A 21,604-nucleotide genomic window follows, 5' to 3' on the forward strand; every position below is an offset into this window, starting at 1 on the left:
AGGCTCTGATGATGGCCGGATGGGGACGATCTGAAGGACGGAGACAGGGACGAGTCCACGATTGACACCGTTGACTCATGCCGGGCCGCTCCGCACTGCCATTACATCGCGGGCCCGGCGGCCCGGCACCAGGCCGAGGCGCCACGCCGGCCAGCCGTTGTGCAGCTCGGTCTGCTGTTGCAGTAGTACGGCGCAGGAGCTGATCGCGTCGGACAGCGCCGGGTCGCCGGGCCAGTCGGCATCCAGGAGCTGGTGTTCCAGACTTCGCAGTTCTTCTTCGGCGACGGCGGTGCCGACCACCGATCCGCCCGGTGACGTATACGGCAGTAGGGTGCAGCGCAGGAAACCCGCCCAGCTCCCGCCGCACTGGTCGCCGAGTCCGGTGAACAGGGCCATGGCGTCGTCGATCAGCTCCTGTGCTGGCCCGGTGCGGTCGTTGCCCGCGTCCACCACGGCGAGTTCGACACAGGACCACGCCTCGCCGTGCGGGGCCCCCGCGTGCCGGAAGTCCGTACGGGCTTGCTGAAGCAGCTGCCGGGCAAAGCCACTGTTGCGCAGCGAGCCCGATCGTGCCGCGCGCTCGTCACGGGAGACCCGGCCTGAGTGAGCCCGGGCGCAGGCCAGTCCGTATAGGTCGCGGATTCGGCTGAACATGGTCCGGGACCGTTCCAGTGCACGAACGGCGTCGGACAGTTCGCCGACGTCTTCGAGGGCCTGGCCCAGGTAGTAGAAACTCCACGCCTCGCCCCGGGGGTCCTCGTTCTGGTGGTGACGGGCGGCAGCGAGGCGTAGTTGTTCCACCGCCGCGGGGGCGTCGCCGCTGGCCAGTGTGGTCCGGGCGAGGTGAGTGAGGGCCCATGCCTCACCGCGCGCATCGTGGGAGAGCCGGTGCAGCTCCAGTGCCCGTTGGAGTTCCTCTCTCGCCGGGTTCGTCCGTCCTGTGCACAGCAGGAGACGGCCCAGCTCGAGGTGCGCCCATGCCTGGCCGTGCAGGCTCTCGTTCTCCCGGTGAAGCTCCAGGGAGTCGTTCAGCATGGCCTGGGCCTGGGCGGGGTTCCCGCGGTCCCGTTCGACCGCGGCCAGCGCGTGGAGGGTCCATGCTCGGTCGCCGGCGAGTTCGTGCCCGGCCTGGATGCCCAAAGCCTCGCGCAACTTTGCCGCCGCCTCGGCAAGCTGTCCTTGGTGGTGCAGGGTGACGCCCAGGTCGCGTAGGGCGACAGCGGCCTCCGCCTGGTTGCCGGCCTCCTGGTGCAGGGTGACCACCGACGACAGCGTCGCCCGGGAGGTGTCCAGTTCGCCGAGCTGGCGCGCGGCCACGCCGGTCCGCCACTGGACCGATCGTGCCAGCGGGTCCTGGCCCGACTGCGTTGTCAGCTCGCCGAGTTCGCCCAGCCGGTGCAAATCGCCGCGCAGCAGAAAGTAGTCGCACAAGGCGGTCAGTAGCCTTTGGACCACAGCCTGCTCCACGCCTTCGGCTCGTCGCAGTGTCGCGGTGATGAAGCCGGATTCCTCGTCCATCCAGCGCAGCGCAGCGTCCAGCGAGGTGAAGCCGTGTGCTCCGGCGGCTCCCCGGGCGAACACGCCGGTGCGTGTGGTGGCCTTGCCTTCCACCATCCTCATGACCGTGTCGGCCAGCTCCGCGTAACTGCTGAACAGCCGCCCCTGCGCTGCGCCCTGTTCCCCTGGTTCCTCCTCGAGGAGTCTGGCCTGCGCGAAGGTACGGACCCGGTCGTGCATCCGGTATCGCTCGGCTTGAACGGGCTCGATCAGGCCGGCCCGTGCGCCCGCCTTCTTCGTCGGCCGATCGCAGCAGCTCCGCCGCGCCCGTCACGTCCAGGGGGCCGACCGGCAGCTCGTGAGTCCAGGCCACCAGGTCCGATGGCCAGGAAATTGGGGCACGGGCAGTCACCAGCACTAGGCTCTCGGAGCGCGGCGGGATCAACGGGAGGACCTGTCCGGCGTCGGACGCGTCGTTCAGGACAACTACCACGGGTGTGCCCGCCAGGTGCCGCTCGCTCAGCGACGACAGTCGGCGCAGTTCCTCCTCCGAGGTGGAGCGTCCTCGAAAGAGCAGCTGTTCGCGCGGGGCGCCCAGAGCGCCGAGCAGCTGGCTCAGCGCTTCCTGGGCCGGGAGCGCCGGCTCGTCAGAACTCTGGCCGCGCAGGTCCACCGCGCCGGCCCCGCGGAACTGGTCGCGCAGCTGATGCGCCGCACGGAGCGCGAGTGTGGACCGACCGGATCCCGCCGGTCCGTGCAGCACCACCACTGTGGGCTTGGTCTCCGTGCTCGCCCGGGCCTGTCGTACCCACTGGGAAATCCGGGCCAGTGCTTCGCCGCGCCCCGCAAACGGGCCCACCGCGACGGGAAGGTGTTCGAACGATCGCGTGAGAACGTAACGCCTGCGTGCCGTCGCGCTGCGGTCCCCACTGCGCGTCACGGGTCCCTTGCCAAGATCTGACGTACTGTCGCCGTCCCGCCGGCGGCTCCCGTACGCGGAGCCCCACAACATCCGCTGCCGATCCACGAACGGACGCAGCCCCCGCACCTCGACTGCCGTCAGCCACTGAAGGCGCAACTGCTCCACCCCGCCGGGCTGGCCGCGCTTCGCCGCCCGCCGATGGGCCTCCGGCCAGTACCCGGCCGTCAGCCTTCCCAGCGCCGTCACCGAACCAGCCACGGCCACCAGGGCGCTAGTGCCCAGCGCCGTGCCCGTCGAGGTCCCGTAGCCCAGGTCGGCCAGGCCCGCGGACACGGCTCCCACAGTTGTCACGAGCAAAGGCGTACTCAGCGAGGCCCACGACAACCGGGCCGCCAGCGGCCGGACCGACGCCTTCTCCTCGTCCACGGCCCGGACATATGCGGTGTACTCCTCCGCGGCCGCAGCTGTCAGCGCCTCCGACTCCTCGCGTGCCCGGCGAAGCAGCACCTCACGGTCCACCCGGCCACCCGCCCGGCGTACCTCCTCATCGACTGCCCGCTCCAGCAGATTCTCGAAATCCAGACGATGCTCCTCTCGTAGCCCGATCCGTGAACTGTCCATGGATTCCCCCTGTTTGAAGCAGCTTCCGCCGCCCAGTGTTCCTTCTCCGCAGCCCGCGCAACAGTGCGCCGGTGTCGGTCCCGCTCATGAGCGCCACCGCCCCGGCCGAGTCCTCTGCTCTCTGAGAGCCGCAGCCTCATACGGTTTTGCTCGCGGCCCGGCACATTCGTCGATCACCCGCACGCGAGCGGATAGTTCACGTCCGTTGTCTTGGACCGTGTCGAGGCTCGGTCCGACGGCTGCGCCGGCAGGGCTGGAGCTGCCCCTCCCCGTCGGGGGTGAGTTCACTGGGTCGGACTTCAGGTCAGGAACGTCGGCCGAAGATCCGCCGAATGATGCGGACGAGCAGCCAAATCAGCAGTACCACGATGAGGATGACGACGATCACGACCACGAGCAGGAAGATGCCGAGCTTATGGAAGAAGCCGCCCTTTTTCTTGGGTTTCTCCGCAAGGGGCTGAACGATCGAAGCCTCACGGACAAACGCGGTGTGCCGTGCCGCAGTTGACACTGTGGCGGACCCCAAGGGCCGGGTACTCACGACGCTTGTGGCCACCAGCTTCCGACCGGTATGCGCGGCCCGCTCGCTGGCGTGCGCGGACGCGGGTGTTACCACCAGAACCAGACCCAGGAGCAGAGCCAGGGTGGCAGCCACGTTCCGGGGTCTTCCAGCCCGACCGCACCCCTGCCGCTTCCCTGTGTGCCGCCGGTGGCCGAGCTGTGCCCAACTGCCTTCGTCCAGTATCGCGTTCATCCATGCTCCCTCAGTCCAACAGAGTTTCGGCTTTGCGCAAGTGTGCAATCATTATGCAGGGCGGTCGACGAGCCTTGCCGTGACGGGCAGCGGGCACGCCGGCGGCGCACGGGAGGTCTGCACTGTGCTGCCCTGCCGGAGCATCAGCCCGGCACGTACCCCGCCGGCAGAAAGCCAGGCCATGACGATCTATCAGCACGTACCCCACCCGCGTATCGCCTCACGGCACGCAGAAGAACCGGTGAAGGTCGCCGATCAGCACGCTGCGGGTAATGCGGTCACCCGGTTCAACACCAGGGTGGCCATCCTCATCACCCGGGCGGTCGGCAGCATGTGGTGCGCCTACGCGTTCGCTCTGTTCGACCTCATCAGCCTGCCGGAGGCGATCCGCGGCGGTGCGGCCTCCATCGTGTCCTGGGTGGCACAGACCTTCCTGCAACTGGTGCTGCTGTCCGTGATCATGGTCGGTCAGAACGTCCAGGCCGCCGCGGCCGACAAGCGCTCCGAGGCGACCTTCCACGACGCGAGTGCCACCCTGCACGAGGTGGCACACCTCCAGAGCCACCTCGCCGCACAGGACGTCCTGCTCACCCGGATCGCGGAGAAGGTCGGAATCGAACCAGTACCGATCATCGACACCCCCTCGGGCGACGAATAGCTCAGGCAGCCACCTCGGCCGCGTGCCCGCCCCCGCCCAGCCACCGAGATGCCTCCGGCGGCCGTGCGGCCGACTTGGACCTGGGCTGTATGTACGCACTCACCGATGGCAGCCGCGGCGCCGTCCAGCCACACGGGGGCCACACAGGCAGCCTGCGCCAGCTGCTGTACATCGGACTGAGCGGCGACACCCGCTTCGCCGACCCCAGCAGCGACAGCCTCAACCTCGACCACCGTGAACGCTTCCGCCGCCTGCTCATCTTCGCCTACACCTGCGACACCACCTCGGTCTTCGCCCGCGCCGACGCCACCACCACCTGCAGCGAGCCCCGGCTCTCAGCACAACGGTGCCCCTGCGACATGGCGACCAGGCGGGACAGCCTCACAGGCCAGCCATGTGCAGAGGCGTGCTCCCGCCATGGGATTGCCCGGTCCTCACCATGGCTCCCTCGGGCCTGCGAGTCCTGTTCGACGCCTCACGTATTGATACGAGCCGAGGCGCTGGGCCGCGACAAGCTGGCCGTTCTATCGTGGAGCCGTGGAGGAACTCAGCAGTGAACAGTTCATGGCCCTGGCCGACGGCGTATTCGACACTGTCGACGCTAACGGCCAGCAACCACAGGCCGTGTGCCCGAAGTGCCAGACCCAGGGCCCCATCACCAGCGGTCCCGTCCCCGGCACGCTCATGTTCCGTGACTGCGGCCATACCTTCGCCGTCCCCACCCGTTTCCGCAAACCACACGACGGGTAACCAGCGCCTGGCGTGGCGCCCTCCCGCCTGCGGCGCGGAGGGCCTGCCCAAGGCCCCGATCCCGGGGGATGGGCCCCGCGACGCACACCTTTTGCAGGGCGTCACGGGACCCAGCACCCGCCGTAGCACCCAAGCGCCTAGCTCGGGCCATCCCCTCCCTCCCCGTCGGGCTGGATGGCGCACGGACGAGCGGAGATCGGCCAGGGCGATCGTTACGGGCCTGATCGTTCAGCCGCGGCGGGCGGCATAGCGTCTCCTTGGGTGCGTCGGCCGCGCGGCACACCATCTGAGCTGCTCAGCCGTAGGAGAGGTTGGAACATGGATCGTCGTCGCCGGAGCGGGCGCCGCCGGTCACAGCGGAGGGCAACGGGCCCGGGGTTCCCGAAGGCATGGACGCCGCCGAAGGGTTGGCCCGCAGGGCATCCGCCGAGGCCTGCCCGAGGATGACGCTGACCCCAGCCACCGCCGCCGCCGTCACCTCGGCGCCGGGGAAGACCTTGGCGGCCTTCTCTGCCTGCTCCTGCTGGCCAGGGCCGTACTCGACGACCGTTTTGATCTGGTGCCGCGCGACCGCGCTGGCGGTCTTCGTGACGGTGAAGCCGTGCTGTCTCAGCGCGCCGGCGGCGCGCGCGGCGAGGCCGCTCACGGCAGTGCCGTTGTACACGGAGACAGGGATGCCGTGGCCTTCGGCCCCAGAGGTGCTCGGAGAGGGGGCCTGCGTGTCCGACTGCTCGTCGTGGCGGCCGCCCGCGTCCTGTCCGTCAAGGGTCTGGTCGGCCCTCAATGCTGCCCACAGTGCCTCGGCGTCTGGATGGACGATCGCGACGCGGGCCCCCTGGTAGCGCCACGGGACGGTGACGAATTTGGTGTTGTGCAGATCGATGTTCTTCATCGACAAAGCGAAAGAGATCAGTTTGTCGGCGGAGCCGAGCCCGGGGTCCACGGTCAGCGACTGCGTGGCAGCGTTGGCGAGGGGGAGCAGGCTGGTGGGGCTCATGCCATCGCTTCTGATTTTTTTGATCAGGGAAGCGACGAAGGCCTGCTGGCGCTTGATGCGGCCCATGTCGGAGCCGTCACCAATGCCGTGCCGGATCCGTACGTAGTCGAGGGCTTTCTGCCCTGAGACGGTTTGTGGGCCCTTGGCGAAGATCTGATCGCCGCGGGTGGCGCGGTTGGGATTGAGGTCTTTTTGGTAGATGTCCTGGGGCAGACACACCGGGACGCCGCCGACGGCCTCGGTCATCTTCGCGAAACCCTTGAAGTCGACGACCACGGTGTGGTCGACACGCAGCCCTGTCAGCTTCTCGACGGTGTTCTGGGTGCAGGCGGGGTTGCCCTTGGCGCTCTGACCCACCGAATAAGCGGCGTTGAACATGGTGTTGGTCTGCGTCCTGGTCCAGCTCCCGTCGGGGAGCTTGCACGGCGGGATCTCGACCAGAGTGTCGCGGGGGACGGACACGGCGACGGCGTGCTCCTGGTCGGCGTAGACATGCAACAGGAAGGCAGTGTCGGAGCGGCCGATGTCGTTCTTGGCCCCGCCGCCGAGAGCGACATTGCCGCCGCTGCGCGCGTCTGTTCCGATGACCAGCACGTTCGACCCGTTCGCTGATGCAGGCGGCCGGTTGCCGGAAATGCCGTCCACGCCGAAGGTCTCGATGTTGCCGTCGAGCTGGAGGTAGACCCAGCCGGCTCCGGCCGTCAGCAGCAGGAGCATTGCGACGGTCACCGCGGTAGCGACCTCGGTCCTGTGGCGTTTACGCCGACGCTCCGCCCGCGTCGCCGGGCCGGTCCGACGCCGATCAGACCCCTCGTGGCTACCCGCCATGTGTACGCCCCCTGGCCGCGCGGTCCATCGTCGGAAGGGGGCGTCACGCCCCACCCCACAGTTTTACAGTTGCGCAATGTAGCAATCTTTCCGGCGGGTTCGCTTCCACGGCCGCCCGTGCGGCTCAGCAGAAGTAGGGCGGGAAGCCGGTGTTCCGCAACGCGCCGGAACTGTGCCACCTGGTGATCCTGTTGGCCGCGATCGTCCTGCTGTTCGGCTCCAAGAAGCTGCCGGACGCCGCCCGGGCACTCGGCAAGTCAATACGCATCCTCAAGAGCGAGACGAGGGCCTTGAAGTAAAAGGCATACATCGACGACGCAGCCTTCACCCATGACGGCCGAGCCGCCATCGACCATCCAGGCCGCCTCCGGAGGCGCGGACTCGGCCCGCCGTGTCACGGAAGGCCCCGCGTCGAACAGCGACCCGCGACAGTGACACGGCCGAAGGTCCTGTGCCCGAGGGAGATTGGCCGAGCCTTTGTTCAGTCGTGGTGCTTGGCTCGTGAGGGGTAAGAAGCGCAGTGGGGCCGGGTTGTAGCCTCATGGCTGCGTGCGGGGCTGGGAGAGTGATCACCGTCGGGTGATCCTCCTTGCGACACCAACGGCGGGCCGCGCGCTGGGGCAGTGCCTCCCCGTTCACCGGTTCGTTGTGCGGCCGGGCGCCTGTCTCTGTGGCCTGGGTTCAGCTGAAGCCAGCCGAGCGTAGCTTGAGGCGTGCGCCGAGCCTATTGCCGGGTTCATGACGTCGTAGACGTCGCCCGAGCAGTCAAAGCCGACGACCGGACCTTGAGGCTCCAGCACGCGGTGGTTCGTGAATCGGTGGTGGAAGGGCGCCGACAGTGACAGGGCCTCGTGAGGTCGGCTACGTCGTCGCCGCGACCGCCGTGCTGGCGACTTGACCGTTTCACGCGGAACTGGCTCCAGCGTGCATCCGGTCGGTCGGGCTGAGGGGTCAGTGCGTGCTGTGGGAGCCTTCTGTGGCGGGGCGGGCCGAGGAGGTATCCCCAGGGGCGTTCTGGATGGTACGTGTCGTCTCGGGCGCGGCCGGGCCGGGTTCGCGGGCTGCCGTCGGTGGTGTGCCGCTTTCTCCCTTCATTGCCTTGGCCTCGCTCTTGAGGATGCGCATCGACTTGCCCAGCGCCCTGGCGGCGTCGGGCAGCTTCTTGGAGCCGAACAGCAGGACGATCACGGTCACCAGGATCAGCAGGTGCCACGGTTCCAGCGCGTTGCGGAACATTGCGTCCTCGTCTTCCTTTTGCTGGGCCGGACGGGGGAGTCAGGGGTGTACCCGCCGGAAAGGTTGCTACATTGCGCAACTCTACAACTGTGGAGGGGGATCAAGGCGTCCTCATTCTTCTGTATAGAACGCACGGACAAGGGGCGCGCGCATGGCAGGCAGCCATCAGGTGTCGGGTCAGCGTCGAGCTGGTGGCCGGGGTGTGGCGGCGAGCCGGCCACGCAAGCGCAGAAGGACGAAGTTCGGGATCGCGGCGGGTGTGTCTGCGATCGTGCTGTTGACGGCTGGGGCGGGCTGGATCTACATCCAGCTCAACGGCAGCGTCGGGACCTTCAGCGCGGATGGAATCTCCGGCCGTCCGCCTGCCTCCGCGAACGGGTCGAACGTGCTGGTCATCGGGACGGACGCACGGACCGGAGGGAACAGTGCTTTCGGTGGGGGGAACAAGAGCGACACCGGCCGCTCCGACACCGCCTTCCTGCTGCATGTGCACGCCGATCAGAAACACGCCGTCGCGGTGTCCATTCCCCGCGACACTCTGGTCGGCATCCCCGCTTGCAAGCTGCCCGACGGCAGTTGGAGCAGTCCGCAGCGCAACACCATGTTCAACGCGGCCTATTCGGTGGGCCGGTCGGCCAAGGGCAACCCGGCCTGCACCCAGAACACCGTCGAGAAGCTGTCCGGGTTGCGCGTGGACCACACCATGGTCGTCGACTTCAAGGGTTTCGCGAAGATGACCGAGGCTGTGGGCGGCGTCCCGGTGTGTCTGCCCCAGGACATCTACCAGAAAGACCTCAATCCCCACCGGCCCACCCGCGGTACCCGGATCTTCGCGAAGGGCCCGCAGACGGTCTCCGGCCAGAAGGCCCTGGACTACGTGCGTATCCGCCACGGCATCGGCGACGGTTCCGACCTGGGGCGCATCAAACGCCAGCAAGCCTTCGTGGCTTCCCTGTTGAAGAAGATCAAGAGTGGCGGCATGAGTCCCACCAGTCTGCTACCGCTCGCCAATGCCGCCGCCGAGTCCCTGACGGTGGATCCCGGGCTTGGTTCCGCCCAGAAGCTGATCTCCTTCGCCATGTCGCTGAGGGACATTGATCTGCACAGCACCAAGTTCGTCACACTGCCCTGGCGTTACTGGGGCGCGCGGGTCGTGGTCGTCCACCCGGACGCCGACGCACTGTGGTCCGCGCTCAAAGCGGACCGCACCCTCGACGGACAGGATGCCAGCGGTCACCACGAAGACCAGGGCAGCAACCCGTCCCCGCCGCCGAACTCCCGGGAATTCGCGTCCGGCAAGGGGATCTCCGTCGCCGTGTTCAACGCCACCGCCGTCACCGGCCTGGCCACACGCACTGCGGACGCGCTCAAGCGGCACGGCTTCACAGTCACCGGCATCGCGGCAGCCCGCAGCCAGGACCGCCAGGTGACGGTCATCGCCTACGGCCCCGGCAGGAAGGTCCAGGCCGAGACCCTCGCGCGCCTCTTCCCTGGCGCGGAACTCCACCAGTCCGCCGCCCCCGGCCTCAGTGTGATCCTCGGCACCGGGTATGTCGCCACCCCGACCGCCCCCGCGTCGGCCGCGGTGCCCTCCTCCGTCGCCGGGGGCGCCCGCTTCGCCGAAGATGACCCCTGCTCCAACCTCTCCTTTGGCTGACTGCCGCAGCAGAGTGACCTCATGGCAGCTAGCCACCTCTGACGCCGCAGGAGAATCTCCCGTGCTCGGCTACACCGGGGCGGCACCATCGAGCTGGCCACGGTCCTGGCTGGGTTGCTGCTCGTGCTGGCCGCCGCTTTCGCCCCGTACCGGCTCATGTCGCGAGCCGCACCGGCACGGTGACCAGCGCGCTCATGACGAGCCCCGTACATCAACCCGCGGGCCGAGAGCCAGATGTCGAAGCCGGGCACCGAGGCGCTCACGAAGAAGGTCAAGAGCAAGCCGGCCTTCGTCGCGGTCCTGCCGCAGAGCACCGAATGCCCGCCGGTCACCGTGCTGAAGGACATGTGCTCACTCACCAGAACCACCGGTCTGTACGCGATTCGCCTCGGCTACGGTTTCAACGCCGGCGGCGACCGGCAGTTGATGGCCAAGAATGCGGTCGACGACCTCGTGGGCGCCGTCAAGCAGTCCTCGCTCCGGTCCGCGAAGGCGGGGCTGTACAGCTTGGTCGACCAGGCCCTCCACCTGCCCAGCGGTAAGGCGCCGGGTTCCTCGTCGGGCGGGCGCGACGACGGCTGGGGCACTGCCGCACGGCTGACCGAAGCTGAGTGGCAGACGCGATACGGGGTTGGGATCAGAGACAGGGGCTGGCGGGCACCGACGGCCGGCGCTCTTCCCGGTCCAGCAGGCCCTGGGCCACTGCCTCGATGTCGTCTTCCTCCGGACCACCGCGGCTCGCTCGGCCTGCCGTGCGAGGATGGGGCCGGGGCGGCTCTTGGGGCTCTGCGCGGCATGGGCGAAGTGCATGACGATCCCCTTGTGCGATGCGCGAAGGCTTGCCCGACTTTTCGCTCAGGCGGTGACCCCTGGCCGGGTCCGCGCGTTGAACTGGGTGGTCCGGCGGGCCGGTTGCCCCCGTAGCGCGCCCGTCGGCCGTGACAGGTTGAGGTGCAGGCCCGTCCCTGGTTCAAGCCCCCCAGGGACGGGCCTCTGCCATACGCGGCCGGACATCGGCTACCGGCTACGCCCAGTCACAGCGGCTGTGACCGAGCGCTGAGTCTGTCCGATGTGCACTGGGTTTGCCGTGCTGTGTACGCAAGGTGGCGGGTGTGGCGTTCCAGAGCCCGTCCGTCGTAGGCACCCCACGCTGCGGCAGGGACCTTCACCTGCTGAGCCACGTACCCCACCGCGGCGGCCGGGACCGCCTCGGCCGCTCCGGGAACCGTGCCTCCAGGTCGAAGAACCTCAGCAGCGGCGCGAACCCGAGCCGGTCGCGCCGGACTTGTTCCGCACCCGCTTCATGTCGTCTTCGCGCAGCGTCCAGACCTCATCAGGTCCTCCGGCTCCCAGTCCCGCCGCACCCCCGCCGCCGCCCCACCCGCGATACCGGCGGCAGGAAACCACAGCCTGAGTCGTTAGGCAGCGCTACACCCCACCTCGCCGTAACTGTACGGGAACAGGGTCTTCCTCATGTGCGGTCTCTGGCCCCCTCTCCATCGGATTCCCTGCCGGAGGGCAGGACTCGTGGCTAGGCTCCGGCGCATGACGCTAGAGGCGCGCACCCCGCCGGCCCGGCCGATCTCGCCGACTCCCAAGCCCCGGCCGACAGGCCCGACGGGTCCCGACAAGAACCCGCCGTCGCCTCCGGGGCACCCAGCCCCGCCAGGGGCGTGAGGTGGTCGAGCGCATCTCCTGGTCCGGTCTCCCAGCGGCCGTTCACGACGCGGCCGCCGGGGAGCTGGGCGCGACGGTCGTTCGCGTCCGTGAGCCCCGAGACGGCGCCAACTGCGGCGTCGCCGCCTTGCTGATATTGGCCGATGGCCGGACCGTCTTCGTCAAGGGCCAGCCCGATGGCGGGCCGCTCGAAGAGTTCGACCGCGAGGAGCAGGTCAACCCGGTCCTCCCGCGGTGCGCGCCGCGTGTCCTGTGGCGGCTTCGCGCCGCAGGGTGGCATCTGATGGGCTTTGAGGGGATCGAGGGCGAGCGGGCCGCCTACGAGCCCGGCTCGGCTGAACTCGGCCTGGTCGTAGCCGCGTTGACCGACATGGGTCACTGCGTGGCGCCGCGGGTGCGGCTGATGACGGTCTGGGACCGGTGGGGCTATTACTGCGACCCCGCAGACCAGGCGCATCTTTCGGGTCTCCACCTGTTGCACACGGACCTGGCGCCGCAGAACGTCGTGATCGACCGCGGCGGCGCTCATCTCGTCGACTGGGCGTGGCCAGCCCTTGGCCCCGCGTGGGTGGATGCCGCGCTGTGGGGGGTCCGCCTGATGTCAGACGGCGGGCAGAGCTCCGAGGAGGCGCACCGCTGGGTCGCCCGGGTTCCCGCGTGGAGCTCGGCAAAGCCAGAGGCCATCCGCATCTTCACCCAAGCGGAAGCGGCAAGTTGGGATGACGTAGCGGCGAAGGCGGCCCCGGCTGTTGCCAACATCGCGCGCGCGGCACGGGAATGGGCAAACTACTGGGCGTAGCCCGCAGGTCCCCTTCAGCGAGCTGCTCCTCGGAGCAGGAGTGGGTTGCTGCACGCCGCTTTGGTGGTCCTCGCGCTGTTCGAGTTCGGCGGCGACAGCGCGGCGGATGGGCCCTGGGCGGGTGGGCTCTGGGCGGGTGGGCATCAGCCCCCCTTCTGGGGCGCCGCCGATCTGGGGGGTGTCGCGCCTCGTTGAGCTTCTCCATCTGGTGCTGAGGACTTCGGCGGCCCGGGCGAAGACGCGCTGTATGCCGCGGGCCCTAGTCGAGGTTGGCGGCCGACCTGCGCATCACGGCGGCTCCATATGCCCATTTCCGAGGAGGAACGAGGTGACGCCGGTCAACCCGCACGGCAGTCGCACAACGAGGGGTAACCCGCTTCGGTGCTATCGGCCGGTAGGTGCCGTGCTGCTGTCTGTGGCGAGGTAGCGGCGGTAGGCGTCGGCGACGCGTTCGAGGTAGTGCTGTGCTGCGGCCCGTTCAGCCTCGGTGAGGCCGTCGGCCGCGTGGACCAGGAGGCCGAGCAGCGGGGCGAGTTCGCCCATCACGTGCTGGAATCCGCTGTCGGTGACGTCCAGTACCTGGCGGCGTCCGTCGCCGGGGTGGGGGGTGCGGGTGAGGTGGCCGTCGGTGACGAGGCGGTTGACCGTCTGGGTTCCGGCGGCGCTGGTGACGCCGAGCCGGCGGGACAGCTCGACCGGGCCGATCGGGGTGCCGGCGCCCTTCGCCATGATCACGTGCTCGACGGCCTCGACGTGGGAGCGCGGCATCCGGAGGCGCTCGGCCAGCGTCGCCCGTGACAGTTGGGTGAGGGTGAGCACCTGGCGCAGCGCGTTCGACAGCGCGTCGCCCTCGGGTACCGCCACGGGGGTGCCGGGCTTGGTGGGGGTGGTGGCGCCGTTTGGTGGCGCTGCGGCTTCGGAGGGTGGGTGTTGCGCCATGGCGCTCATTCTGACACGGTAGAAATCGCTAAGTTACTTAACGACTGAGGGTGTGTTCCGTGTCCCCAGCCTCGACTCGCGGCGTTGCACGAAGCGCCGGTACCGCCTCCGCACGCGGCGGCCGGCGCCGGCCTCGCCTGGTCGCCTGGATGGTGCTGCTGCTGTCCGTTGTGGGCTTGGGTGCGGTGTTCGCCCTCGGTCCTTCCGGGGCAAGCACGACCGAGGCCACCGGAGGCGCTCTGCCTGCCTCCTCGCAGTCCGCCCACGTCGCCCAGATCGTCAAGACGTTCCCCTCGGGTGCTCTGGCGCCGGCGATCGTCGTCTACAGCAATACCGACCACAGCCTTCTCACCGGCCCGCAGGAGCAGATCATCACGGCGCGGGCGGCGGTGCTCGCCCCGCTGGGGGCGGCCCCGGGCGCCTCGCACCCGCAGATCACCGATGGCAAGGTCGCCACTGTCGCGGTTCTGCTGCCCGCCGGGGCGGCGGACTCCCGTAACAGCGCGGCCGTGGAACGCGTGCGCCACATTGCCTCCCAGGATGTGCCGGCGCCGCTGCGCGCGCAGGTGACCGGCGCGCCGGCCGTGCGCGCCGACATCGGCAAGGTCTTCCAGGGCGCCGACACCACTCTGCTGTTCGCCACCGCCTCCGTGGTCGCCGTGCTGCTGCTGATCACCTACCGCAGCCCGGTCCTGTGGCTGGTGCCGCTGCTGGTGGTCGGCGCCGCCGACCGCGCCGCCGGCGTCCTGGTGGGCGCGCTCGCCCCGCATGCCGGCGTGCAGGTGGACGCCTCCGCCGCCGGGATCCTGTCCGTGCTCGTCTTCGGCGCCGGCACCGACTACGCCCTGCTGCTGGTCTCCCGCTATCGCGACGAACTCCACCTGGCCGAGGACCGGTTCACCGCGATGGCCCGCGCCTGGCGCGGCACCGCTCCCGCGGTCCTGGCCAGCGGCACCACCGTCGTGCTGAGCCTGCTCACCCTGCTGGCCGCCGAGCTGACCGGCAACCGCGGTCTGGGCTTCGCCGGAGCCATCGGTATCGCCACCGCCATACTGTTCGGCCTGCTCATGCTGCCCGCCGCCCTCGTCCTGCCCGGACGCTGGCTCTTCTGGCCCTTCGTGCCGAAGGTTGGCGATCCGGTCACCGCCGACCGCCGCGGCCTGTGGGTCCGCATCGGCAATGTCGTCGCCAAGCGTCCCGCCCGCATCGCCGTCGGCGGCTGCGCCGTCCTGCTCCTGCTGGCCTGCGGTGCGCTCGGCCTGCGCACCGGCCTCGCGCAGGCCGACTCCTTCCGCACCACCCCCGAGGCGATCCTTGGCCAGCGCACTCTGGCCACCGTCCAGCCCGCCGGCGCCGTCGACCCCCTCGCCCTCCTCACGAACCCGGCCGCCGCGGACCAGGTCGTCGACGCGGCCCGCCGCACGCCCGGCGTCGCCACCTTCACCCCGGGCGAGCGTACGCAGACGTGGGCGCGCGCCGACGTCGTCCTCGACGCCGCTCCCGGCACCCCGGCCTCCGACCACGCCATCGACCAGCTGCGCCGGAGCGTCGCCCGCGTCCCCCACTCCCGCGCCCTGGTCGGCGGCGCCACCGCCCAGAGCCTGGACATTGCCCGCGCCAACGCCCACGACACCCGCGTCGTCGTACCGCTGGTGCTGGCGATCGTCTTGATCGTCCTCGTCGCCCTGCTCCGCGCCGTGGTAGCACCGCTGCTGCTCGTCGCCACCGTCATCGCCTCCTACTTCGCGGCCCTCGGCGCGAGCTGGATCATCTTCCGCACCGTCTACGACTTCCCAGCCCTCGACAGCACCGTCCCCCTGCTGTCGTTCCTGTTCCTGGTGGCACTCGGCGTCGACTACAACATCTTCCTGATCGCCCGCACCCGCGAGGACACCGTCGCCGGCCACGACACCCGCCGCGCCGTCCTGCGCGCCCTGGCCTCCACCGGCGGAGTCATCACCAGCGCCGGCATCCTGCTCGCGGCCGTATTCGCCGTCCTCGGTGTCCTGCCCCTCATCGCCCTCACGCAGATCGGCGTCATCGTCGGTGTCGGCGTCCTCCTGGACACCCTGCTGGTGCGTACCGTCCTGGTCCCCGCCCTCGTCCAGCTCACCGGCCGCCGGTTCTGGTGGCCTTCCCGGACCGGCCAGGGGCCGACGTCCGCCGCCAAAACCGTCCGCCCCTGATCCCCGCACGGTGCGGGCCTCGCGCCGCCCGCCCCACAAATCCAAGGAAGGCGAGATGAGCGAGACCTCACCACCCGCCGCTGCTCCCGGCGCCGCCTCGCCGCAGCGCTGGTGGGGCCTGGTGGCGATCAGCCTGGGCGTGGCCCTGATCATCGTCGACTCCACCATCGTCAACGTCGCCGTCCCCAGCATCGTCGAAGACCTCCACCTCACCTCCAGCGGCGCCCAATGGGTCCAGGAGACCTACACCCTCGTCTTCGCCGCCCTCCTGCTCCTGGCCGGACGCACCGGTGACCGCAGGGGCCGGCGCCGCGTCTTTCTGACCGGTCTTGCCGTCTTCGTCGCCGCCAGCGTCGCGGCCGCCGCAGCGCCCAGCGGCGCGGCGCTGATCGGCACCCGCCTGGTCCAGGGTGCTGGCGGCGCGATGATCCTTCCGACCTCGCTGGCGCTGATCAACGCGGGCTTCCGCGGGCGCGAACGCGCCCAGGCCCTCGCGATCTGGGGCTCCACCATCGGCGGCACCGCCGCGCTGGGGCCCCTGCTCGGCGGCTACCTCACGTCTCACCTGTCCTGGCGCTGGGCGTTCGGCATCAACCTTCCGCTGGGCGCCCTCGTCGCCGCCGGCGTGATCCTTCACGTGACCGAAAGCCGCAACGGTACCGACCAGAAGGGCACCGACCCGGCGGGCGCCGTCCTGTCCGCCCTGGGCCTTACCGGCATCGTGTTCGCCCTCATCGAAGGCCGCACCCACGGCTGGTGGACCCCCCTCAAGCCGTTCCCGCTCCTCGACCGCACCCTTTCCCCCGTACCTGTCGCGCTCGCCGCGGGCCTGGCCTGCCTGACTGCCTTCACCGCCCTCCAGCTGCGCCGCGGACACCGTAACCAGAGCGCCATGCTCGACCTCCGGCTCTTCGCGATCCCCTCCTTCCGCAACGGCAACGCCGTGGCCGCCATCGTGAGCCTCGGCGAGTTCGGGATCCTGTTCTCCCTGCCCCTGTGGTTCCAGAACGTCCTTGGCTACTCCGCCTTCGACGCCGGGCTGGCCCTGCTGCCGCTCGCGGCCGGAAGCTTCGCCGCCAGCGGCCTGAGCGCCGTCCTGGCACCCCGCATCGGTACCCTCAACCTCGTCATCACCGGCATCACTTGCGAACTGCTCGGCGTCGCGGGCATCGGTCTGGTCCTGTCCCCGCACGGCAACGGCTGGCAGGTCGCCCCCTTCTTGCTCCTTTACGGCGTCGGCGTGGGCTGGGCCACCGCCCAGATCACCGGCATCGTCCTCGCCGACGTCCCCGCCGCCGAGTCCGGCCAGGCCTCCGGCATCCAGAGCACCACCCGCCAGATCGGCTCGGCCCTCGGCATCGCCCTGCTCGGCACCGTGCTGTTCACCACCCTTTCCTCCGACCTCGACCACCGCCTGCGCGCCGACGGGCTCCCGCCCGCCCAGGCCCACAGCCTGGCCACCGCGGTCCAGCGCAGCGGTGGCACCGCCATCCAGCCCCTGATCGACCACGCCGCTACCCGGCCGGCCGGGTACAGCGCCCAGGCCGCCTTCACCACCGCGACCTCGCTCGCCGCCTACACCGCCGCCGGCGCCCTCGGTCTCGGGCTGCTGTGTGCCATCCGCCTCAAGACCAGCCTCGCCCCGCCGGCCGCCAGCCGCCCCGCACCGCGCAAACCCATACCCAAGACCTCACGGGACAACCATCCCTGACCTCCCGCAGACATCCACCCTCACCAGAGGACACAGGCGCGCTCAGGCACCGGCGCGCCTGCCTGCGGCTGAGGACCGCAGCCCCGAGGCAGCGCGTGCCTAACAGCCCAGAGACCGCCGACCCACGAGGACGTCTTCAATGATCAAGCTCGCGCAGCGCACCTGCGGCTTCCGCCCACTGGCAGCAGTTCTTTGCTCCCTCGCACTCACCTGGATCGGCAGTGCCGACGCGGCGGCCCACGGCGCCATCCCCGGCAGGATGTCCTTCACCACCCTGGTCGGCCCCGACAGCACCGACATCTACTACCCGCGGCACGGCCGTCACCTTCCCCTCGCGCTCCTGATGCAGGGAGCCAACGTCGGCAAGGCCTTCTACCGGTCCTACGCACGCACTCTCGCAACCTTCGGATTCGTCGTCCTGGTCCCCAACCACATCCGCACGGTGCAGGGACGCACCGGGCTGTGGGCGAGCTCCGACCAGGCGCTGACCGCCGTCACCTGGGCCGGAAAGCAGAACCTGCGGCCCACCAGCCCTCTGCTGAACCGCATGGATCCCCAGACCCTCGTCCTCCTCGGCCACTCCTTCGGCGGGGCCGCCGCGCTCGACACCGTGCAAGGCAGGTGCGCCCCTCCCTTCTGCACCGGACTTCCCTCCCACCACATCCGGCCCGCGCAACTCAAAGCGGCAGCGCTTTATGGAACCAACACGGCGCGACCGGACGGAAGTCCAGGCGGCCCCCTGGACAATGCCGTCCCCGTCGCGCTGCTCCAGGGAGACAACGACGGACTGGCAGCGCCCGAGCAGGCCCAGGCAACCTACGATGCCATCGTTCACCCGCCCAAGGCACTGGTCACCCTCAAGGGCGCCAACCACTACGGGATCACCGACGTCCCCCATCCCCCCGGAGCGACCCCCGACCCCCAGGCCCAGACCATCAAACAGCGCACCAGCCGTCACGCCTTGGCCCGCTGGACGGCCCTCTTCCTCAAAGCCGCACTGGGGGATGCCGAAGCCTGGACCCGATTGCGCCGCTCGGCCCAGGACGCCCCGTCTGTCCTGCAACTACAGTGCTGAGCAGGGGCTGATGGGGGCCGGGGCTACACGGTGGTGCGATCGACCTGGCGGGAGACATCTCCCGGGAACCATGAACGCTCAGGGGCAGTGCGGGAGGTCCCCGCTGGTCTGGCCCTGAACATAGTCGATGCTGATGTACACACCGGGGCGGCCGTCGTCATTTGTGGTCTTCAACCAGATGTCGCTCGTGTGATTCATGGCTGCCAAGCGCTCTCCTTGTGCCCAGCACGAGAACGGGCGGGGGCCTGGACCCACGTCCCCCTGGTGGGTGGCCTCCTTCGCGTCGGGTGAGGTGTGCGTCCAGTTTCTGGACGTCACCACCAGCTGCTGGGGGCCGAGCGTGCGGGTCTGCGCAAGGAAGCCGGTGGCCCGGGCGGTCAGGAGGGTGAGCGCGGCGCCAGCGATGGCCGCGGCGGCTACGAGGGCCATCAGGCGCAGAGGGGTGTGGCGGCAGCGGTCCGGCAGGGACGTTTGTGGGCACCCGGGGGGTGCCGTAGCTCTCTGCCGTGCGGCCAGCCACGGCCCCGTCTGGTGCGCCCCGGTGACCTGGCAGGCCGCGAGGAAGGTCAACAGCCGTTCCTGGGAGGGCACTCGTTTGCCGGTCAGGATGTCGCTGGCAGTGGCGCGCGGCAGGCTTTGCGGTCGGCCGTCGCGCGCGGGAAGCCGTTCGGCGGCCTGTGCCAGCGTGCGGTAGGTCATGCCCTGTCGTGCGGCGAGGGCGCGCAGGCAGGCGGCCAGCTCCGCCGGGCTGTGGACCCGGGAGGGGTCGGACGGCTGGTCGTGGGCCGGAGGGCCGCGCACGGGTCTCCTCCTCTCTGCCGGGCGAATGGTCACTTCATGTGTAGCTGGTGGCTGTCGGGGCGTGCCCGGATCTGTCCCGGACGCCGCTCGAACGGGTGAGTCGGGGCTTTGCCGCTGTTTGTCCTCCGGCACCCTGCCCGCCTGCGCCTCCGCCGAGTTGGGGAAGAAACCCCCGGTCACGGACGTGTCCGGGAACGTCCGGACAGTGGCCGGAGGGGTGGAGACCTTGCTGTGGTGGCGGTGCCGGTCTGAAACCAGCTCCGGTCACTGACGACCCACCAGGAGTTCTCCATGTCACCTCACCGACGCCTCGCCAAGGCCGCGGTCGCGATCACGCTCGGTCTTGCACCAGCACTGACCAGCACGGCGGCTACGGCTGCGGCCGACCCCGGCTGCCCGGACAGCGGCTGGGCCTGCTTCTACGGCGGAGCAAACTTCGCGGGCAACCTCGGCCACATGATCAAGGCACCTGCGGACGCCGACGACGTCTACGGCATCGTCGGCGTCCGCAACCGGACCGATCACGTGCTGTGCCTGCGCAACCAGGTCAACGGCGCCACTGCGGCGCAGGGCCCGCACAGCGAGGCCCGGGACATCGGTCACGGCTGGAACCACGTGACGGCCCACGTCAAGTTCGTCCCCGTCGGCACAGCCTGCTAGGCCGCCGACTGAGCCCCAGGCGGCTCCCGTCCGGGCGACCCCGCACGGAGGGGCGGGTGCCGCCCAGGGACTCCGGCAACCGCGACCGCGTCGTACGGTGCACCCGAACGAGCAGGGCCTTCGAGCCGGCCCGGCAGGGTCCAGCAGCGCCGGAGTCTGTGAGCAATCCGGCGCGCGCGGCGCCGCATCACGGTCGACGCAGCATCGGGCTTGGAGGAGGCAATGGCGGAGAGCGACACGGAGCCGTGGTGCCCTGGCCCGGCTCCGCCCCGGTGCGCGGCCGAAGCCCGCAGCCCGCCGAGTCCTTCCATGTCGGGGGCCGTGCCGCCGACGGCTGCCTTTTTCGGCCTTCACGGCCCCGGCCACCGCGATGGGCTCGATGAGGTCGTCCATGGTGCGGTCCAGGATGCCGAGCAGGGCCACGCAGATCTTCAAGCTCAGTCGCTCCGGTCGCTCGACGACGAGTCAATAGACCTGGCTCGAGGACAGGGTGATACCGCGCTCGGCGAGCGGAGGGATGAGGTCGGTGGTGGAGAACATCCCGCGGTCGGCCATGACTTTGCGCAGGTGCCACTGGTAGTCGAGCTTGGCGGCCATCACCGGGCCCCTCCTGTCAGGCTCCGGCGACGCCGGGGCCAGTGCCTTGTGCAGGGAAGTGTTCATGAAGTCGTCCCTGACGTGCGTATAGACGGCCAGGGAGCTGCTGCTCTCGTGGCCGACCTGCTGCTGGATGAAGCGCCGGTCCACCCCGTCCTCCGTCAGTTGCGTGACGTACGAGTGGCTTGTCTCCGCAGGGGCCGTGTGCGGGTGACCCCGTGTGGCGATTGAGCAGGCGTGCCGTTGCGGACTGCTTTCGCGATGCAGGAAGCCGGAGGTGTTGCATTCCGAGATCGTGGATGTGTTGCGGATCACTGTCTGGGTGCTTCGGGTCGGACATGCGTGATCATGACCGGATGAATGCTCGTTTCCTTGGTATCGCTGAGCTGGCCGAAGCCCCGTCCGTGGCGGTCGTAGTCGACGTCATGCGTGCTTTCACGGTGGCTGCCTGGGCCTTTGCCCAGGGGGCGGAAAAGATCGTTCTTGCTGAGTCCCTGGATGAAGCCCTGGTGCTCAAGGCTCGCCACCCGGATTGGGTGGCGCTCAAAGACGGTCCGCCCGCGCCCGGGTTCGACACCGTCAACTCGCCGGGCCTGCTGCGGTCTATTGACCTTGGCGGACGGACCGTTGTGCAGAAGACCACGGCAGGGACGGTCGGTGCCCTCGCGGTCAAGGAGGCGCCGCTGGTGCTGTGCGCCAGCTTCGTGGTGGCGGAGGCAACGGCTCGGCTTTTGCGAACACGCAAGAGTGACAGTGTGACGTTCGTGGTCACTGGCGAGGATGGGCAGGCTGATGAAGATCTGGCGTGTGCTCAATACATCGCTCGGAGGGCCACCGAGGCCGGGACGGATGCTGCTGAGTTCGTCCGCCGCGCTGCCGAGTCGCGCGCCGCCGCCGAGCTGGCGGAGGGTGTGCGTCAAGGAGTCCATCCTGATGACGTCGCGCTCTGTCTCGAGCTCGACCGGTTCCCCTTTGCCATGGTGGCGACCTCGGAAGACTCGCTCATGGTCCTCCGTCCGTGCACTGTGCCTTCGCTGACCGACGAGGCTTCAATCTGATCGCTGGTGAGGTCCAACTCTCACCATGCGAGAGCCGGCGCCCAATCGGGTATGCGGCATCAGCTGCTTGTCTCGATGACGGTGGTTCGGGGTGGCGGCAGGTGGCTGACCCGGGTTGCGTCGGCGGCGGCTTCGCTCAGTCGAATGATCTCCTCGTGCTGGGCGGCGAGGCGGGCCAGGG

At 69.5% G+C, this 21,604-nt stretch carries 16 protein-coding genes and 2 pseudogenes; 11 read left to right on the forward strand and 7 right to left on the reverse strand.

The genetic code is table 11. The features are described from left to right. Window positions 1-75 precede the first annotated feature (75 nt). Both AC07F3_RS39205 and AC07F3_RS39210 read right to left on the reverse strand, forming a co-directional pair. Window positions 76-3,040 (reverse strand): annotated as a pseudogene (locus tag AC07F3_RS39205) (tetratricopeptide repeat protein). A 304-nt stretch (window positions 3,041-3,344) separates the two neighbouring features. Beyond that, entirely contained in the window at window positions 3,345-3,695 is a 351-nt protein-coding gene (locus tag AC07F3_RS39210) for a hypothetical protein (protein WP_479119689.1), read from the reverse strand. A 280-nt stretch (window positions 3,696-3,975) separates the two neighbouring features. On the opposite strand from AC07F3_RS39210, the gene AC07F3_RS39215 reads away from it, so the two are divergent. Both AC07F3_RS39215 and AC07F3_RS39220 read left to right on the forward strand, forming a co-directional pair. Next, complete coding sequence (locus AC07F3_RS39215; RefSeq protein ID WP_479119690.1) at window positions 3,976-4,452, forward strand: hypothetical protein; 477 nt, start codon at window positions 3,976-3,978, stop codon at window positions 4,450-4,452. A gap of 537 nt (window positions 4,453-4,989) precedes the next feature. Next, the gene (locus tag AC07F3_RS39220; RefSeq protein WP_479119692.1) at window positions 4,990-5,202 is read left to right on the forward strand and encodes a hypothetical protein; all 213 of its coding nucleotides are present in this window, start codon (window positions 4,990-4,992) and stop codon (window positions 5,200-5,202) included. Between the two features lie 295 nt (window positions 5,203-5,497). Here the strand turns inward: AC07F3_RS39220 and AC07F3_RS39225 are convergent, their stop codons facing one another. Next, entirely contained in the window at window positions 5,498-7,027 is a 1,530-nt protein-coding gene (locus tag AC07F3_RS39225) for an LCP family protein (protein WP_479119693.1), read from the reverse strand. 149 nt (window positions 7,028-7,176) lie between these two features. Between AC07F3_RS39225 and AC07F3_RS39230 the strand changes: the two are divergent. Next, window positions 7,177-7,323 (forward strand): annotated as a pseudogene (locus AC07F3_RS39230) (Sec-independent protein translocase subunit TatA); the annotation flags it as partial. 655 nt (window positions 7,324-7,978) lie between these two features. Here the strand turns inward: AC07F3_RS39230 and tatA are convergent. Further along, window positions 7,979-8,263, reverse strand: a complete 285-nt coding sequence (tatA, locus tag AC07F3_RS39235; protein ID WP_479119694.1) for a Sec-independent protein translocase subunit TatA — start codon at window positions 8,261-8,263, stop codon at window positions 7,979-7,981. Window positions 8,264-8,414: 151 nt separating this feature from the next. Here tatA and AC07F3_RS39240 point away from each other — a divergent pair, with 151 nt between their 5' ends. The 3 genes from AC07F3_RS39240 (at window position 8,415) to AC07F3_RS39250 (ending at window position 12,396) form a co-directional block, all read left to right on the forward strand. Beyond that, window positions 8,415-9,920, forward strand: coding sequence for an LCP family protein (locus AC07F3_RS39240; RefSeq protein ID WP_479119695.1), 1,506 nt, complete (start codon window positions 8,415-8,417; stop codon window positions 9,918-9,920). Window positions 9,921-10,154: 234 nt separating this feature from the next. Next, entirely contained in the window at window positions 10,155-10,844 is a 690-nt protein-coding gene (locus AC07F3_RS39245; protein WP_479119696.1) for a hypothetical protein, read from the forward strand. 754 nt (window positions 10,845-11,598) lie between these two features. Further along, window positions 11,599-12,396 carry an aminoglycoside phosphotransferase gene (locus tag AC07F3_RS39250; protein WP_479119698.1) on the forward strand — a complete coding sequence of 266 codons (798 nt, stop codon included), beginning with the start codon at window positions 11,599-11,601 and terminating at the stop codon, window positions 12,394-12,396. Window positions 12,397-12,780: 384 nt separating this feature from the next. Here the strand turns inward: AC07F3_RS39250 and AC07F3_RS39255 are convergent, their stop codons facing one another. Continuing rightward, window positions 12,781-13,335, reverse strand: a complete 555-nt coding sequence (locus AC07F3_RS39255) for a MarR family winged helix-turn-helix transcriptional regulator (protein WP_479119699.1) — start codon at window positions 13,333-13,335, stop codon at window positions 12,781-12,783. A 149-nt stretch (window positions 13,336-13,484) separates the two neighbouring features. Here AC07F3_RS39255 and AC07F3_RS39260 point away from each other — a divergent pair, with 149 nt between their 5' ends. The 3 genes from AC07F3_RS39260 to AC07F3_RS39270 all read left to right on the forward strand — a co-directional run bounded on the left by AC07F3_RS39260 (window position 13,485) and on the right by AC07F3_RS39270 (window position 18,307). Further along, window positions 13,485-15,521, forward strand: coding sequence for an MMPL family transporter (locus AC07F3_RS39260; protein ID WP_479119700.1), 2,037 nt, complete (start codon window positions 13,485-13,487; stop codon window positions 15,519-15,521). Between the two features lie 55 nt (window positions 15,522-15,576). Next, a complete protein-coding gene (locus AC07F3_RS39265) occupies window positions 15,577-17,232 on the forward strand; it encodes a DHA2 family efflux MFS transporter permease subunit (RefSeq protein ID WP_479119701.1) in 1,656 nt (551 codons plus the stop codon). A 139-nt stretch (window positions 17,233-17,371) separates the two neighbouring features. Then, on the forward strand, window positions 17,372-18,307 hold the full coding sequence (locus AC07F3_RS39270; protein ID WP_479119702.1) for an alpha/beta hydrolase family protein: 936 nt from the start codon (window positions 17,372-17,374) through the stop codon (window positions 18,305-18,307). A gap of 78 nt (window positions 18,308-18,385) precedes the next feature. Here the strand turns inward: AC07F3_RS39270 and AC07F3_RS39275 are convergent, their stop codons facing one another. Next, window positions 18,386-19,108, reverse strand: a complete 723-nt coding sequence (locus tag AC07F3_RS39275; RefSeq protein ID WP_479119703.1) for a helix-turn-helix domain-containing protein — start codon at window positions 19,106-19,108, stop codon at window positions 18,386-18,388. Window positions 19,109-19,399: 291 nt separating this feature from the next. Between AC07F3_RS39275 and AC07F3_RS39280 the strand changes: the two genes are divergently transcribed. Next, a complete protein-coding gene (locus AC07F3_RS39280; protein ID WP_479119704.1) occupies window positions 19,400-19,768 on the forward strand; it encodes a hypothetical protein in 369 nt (122 codons plus the stop codon). A gap of 465 nt (window positions 19,769-20,233) precedes the next feature. On the opposite strand, the gene AC07F3_RS39285 is transcribed toward AC07F3_RS39280, so the two are convergent. Continuing rightward, entirely contained in the window at window positions 20,234-20,515 is a 282-nt protein-coding gene (locus AC07F3_RS39285; protein ID WP_479119706.1) for a hypothetical protein, read from the reverse strand. Window positions 20,516-20,721: 206 nt separating this feature from the next. On the opposite strand from AC07F3_RS39285, the gene AC07F3_RS39290 reads away from it, so the two are divergent. Next, window positions 20,722-21,423, forward strand: coding sequence for a 2-phosphosulfolactate phosphatase (locus AC07F3_RS39290; RefSeq protein WP_479119708.1), 702 nt, complete (start codon window positions 20,722-20,724; stop codon window positions 21,421-21,423). The last annotated feature ends 181 nt before the right edge of the window (window positions 21,424-21,604 follow it).

This window comes from Streptomyces sp. NPDC045846, from assembly GCF_056431605.1.

Excerpts from the sequence above, each read along its gene's own strand:
- tatA (WP_479119694.1), bottom strand. The coding sequence starts at position 8,263 with ATGTTCCGCAACGCGCTGGAACCGTGGCACCTGCTGATCCTGGTGACC.
- AC07F3_RS39245 (WP_479119696.1), top strand. The coding sequence starts at position 10,155 with ATGTCGAAGCCGGGCACCGAGGCGCTCACGAAGAAGGTCAAGAGCAAG.
- AC07F3_RS39215 (WP_479119690.1), top strand. The coding sequence starts at position 3,976 with ATGACGATCTATCAGCACGTACCCCACCCGCGTATCGCCTCACGGCAC.
- AC07F3_RS39270 (WP_479119702.1), top strand. The coding sequence starts at position 17,372 with ATGATCAAGCTCGCGCAGCGCACCTGCGGCTTCCGCCCACTGGCAGCA.
- AC07F3_RS39290 (WP_479119708.1), top strand. The coding sequence starts at position 20,722 with ATGAATGCTCGTTTCCTTGGTATCGCTGAGCTGGCCGAAGCCCCGTCC.
- AC07F3_RS39260 (WP_479119700.1), top strand. The coding sequence starts at position 13,485 with ATGGTGCTGCTGCTGTCCGTTGTGGGCTTGGGTGCGGTGTTCGCCCTC.
- AC07F3_RS39240 (WP_479119695.1), top strand. The coding sequence starts at position 8,415 with ATGGCAGGCAGCCATCAGGTGTCGGGTCAGCGTCGAGCTGGTGGCCGG.
- AC07F3_RS39225 (WP_479119693.1), bottom strand. The coding sequence starts at position 7,027 with ATGGCGGGTAGCCACGAGGGGTCTGATCGGCGTCGGACCGGCCCGGCG.
- AC07F3_RS39255 (WP_479119699.1), bottom strand. The coding sequence starts at position 13,335 with ATGGCGCAACACCCACCCTCCGAAGCCGCAGCGCCACCAAACGGCGCC.
- AC07F3_RS39265 (WP_479119701.1), top strand. The coding sequence starts at position 15,577 with ATGAGCGAGACCTCACCACCCGCCGCTGCTCCCGGCGCCGCCTCGCCG.
- AC07F3_RS39280 (WP_479119704.1), top strand. The coding sequence starts at position 19,400 with ATGTCACCTCACCGACGCCTCGCCAAGGCCGCGGTCGCGATCACGCTC.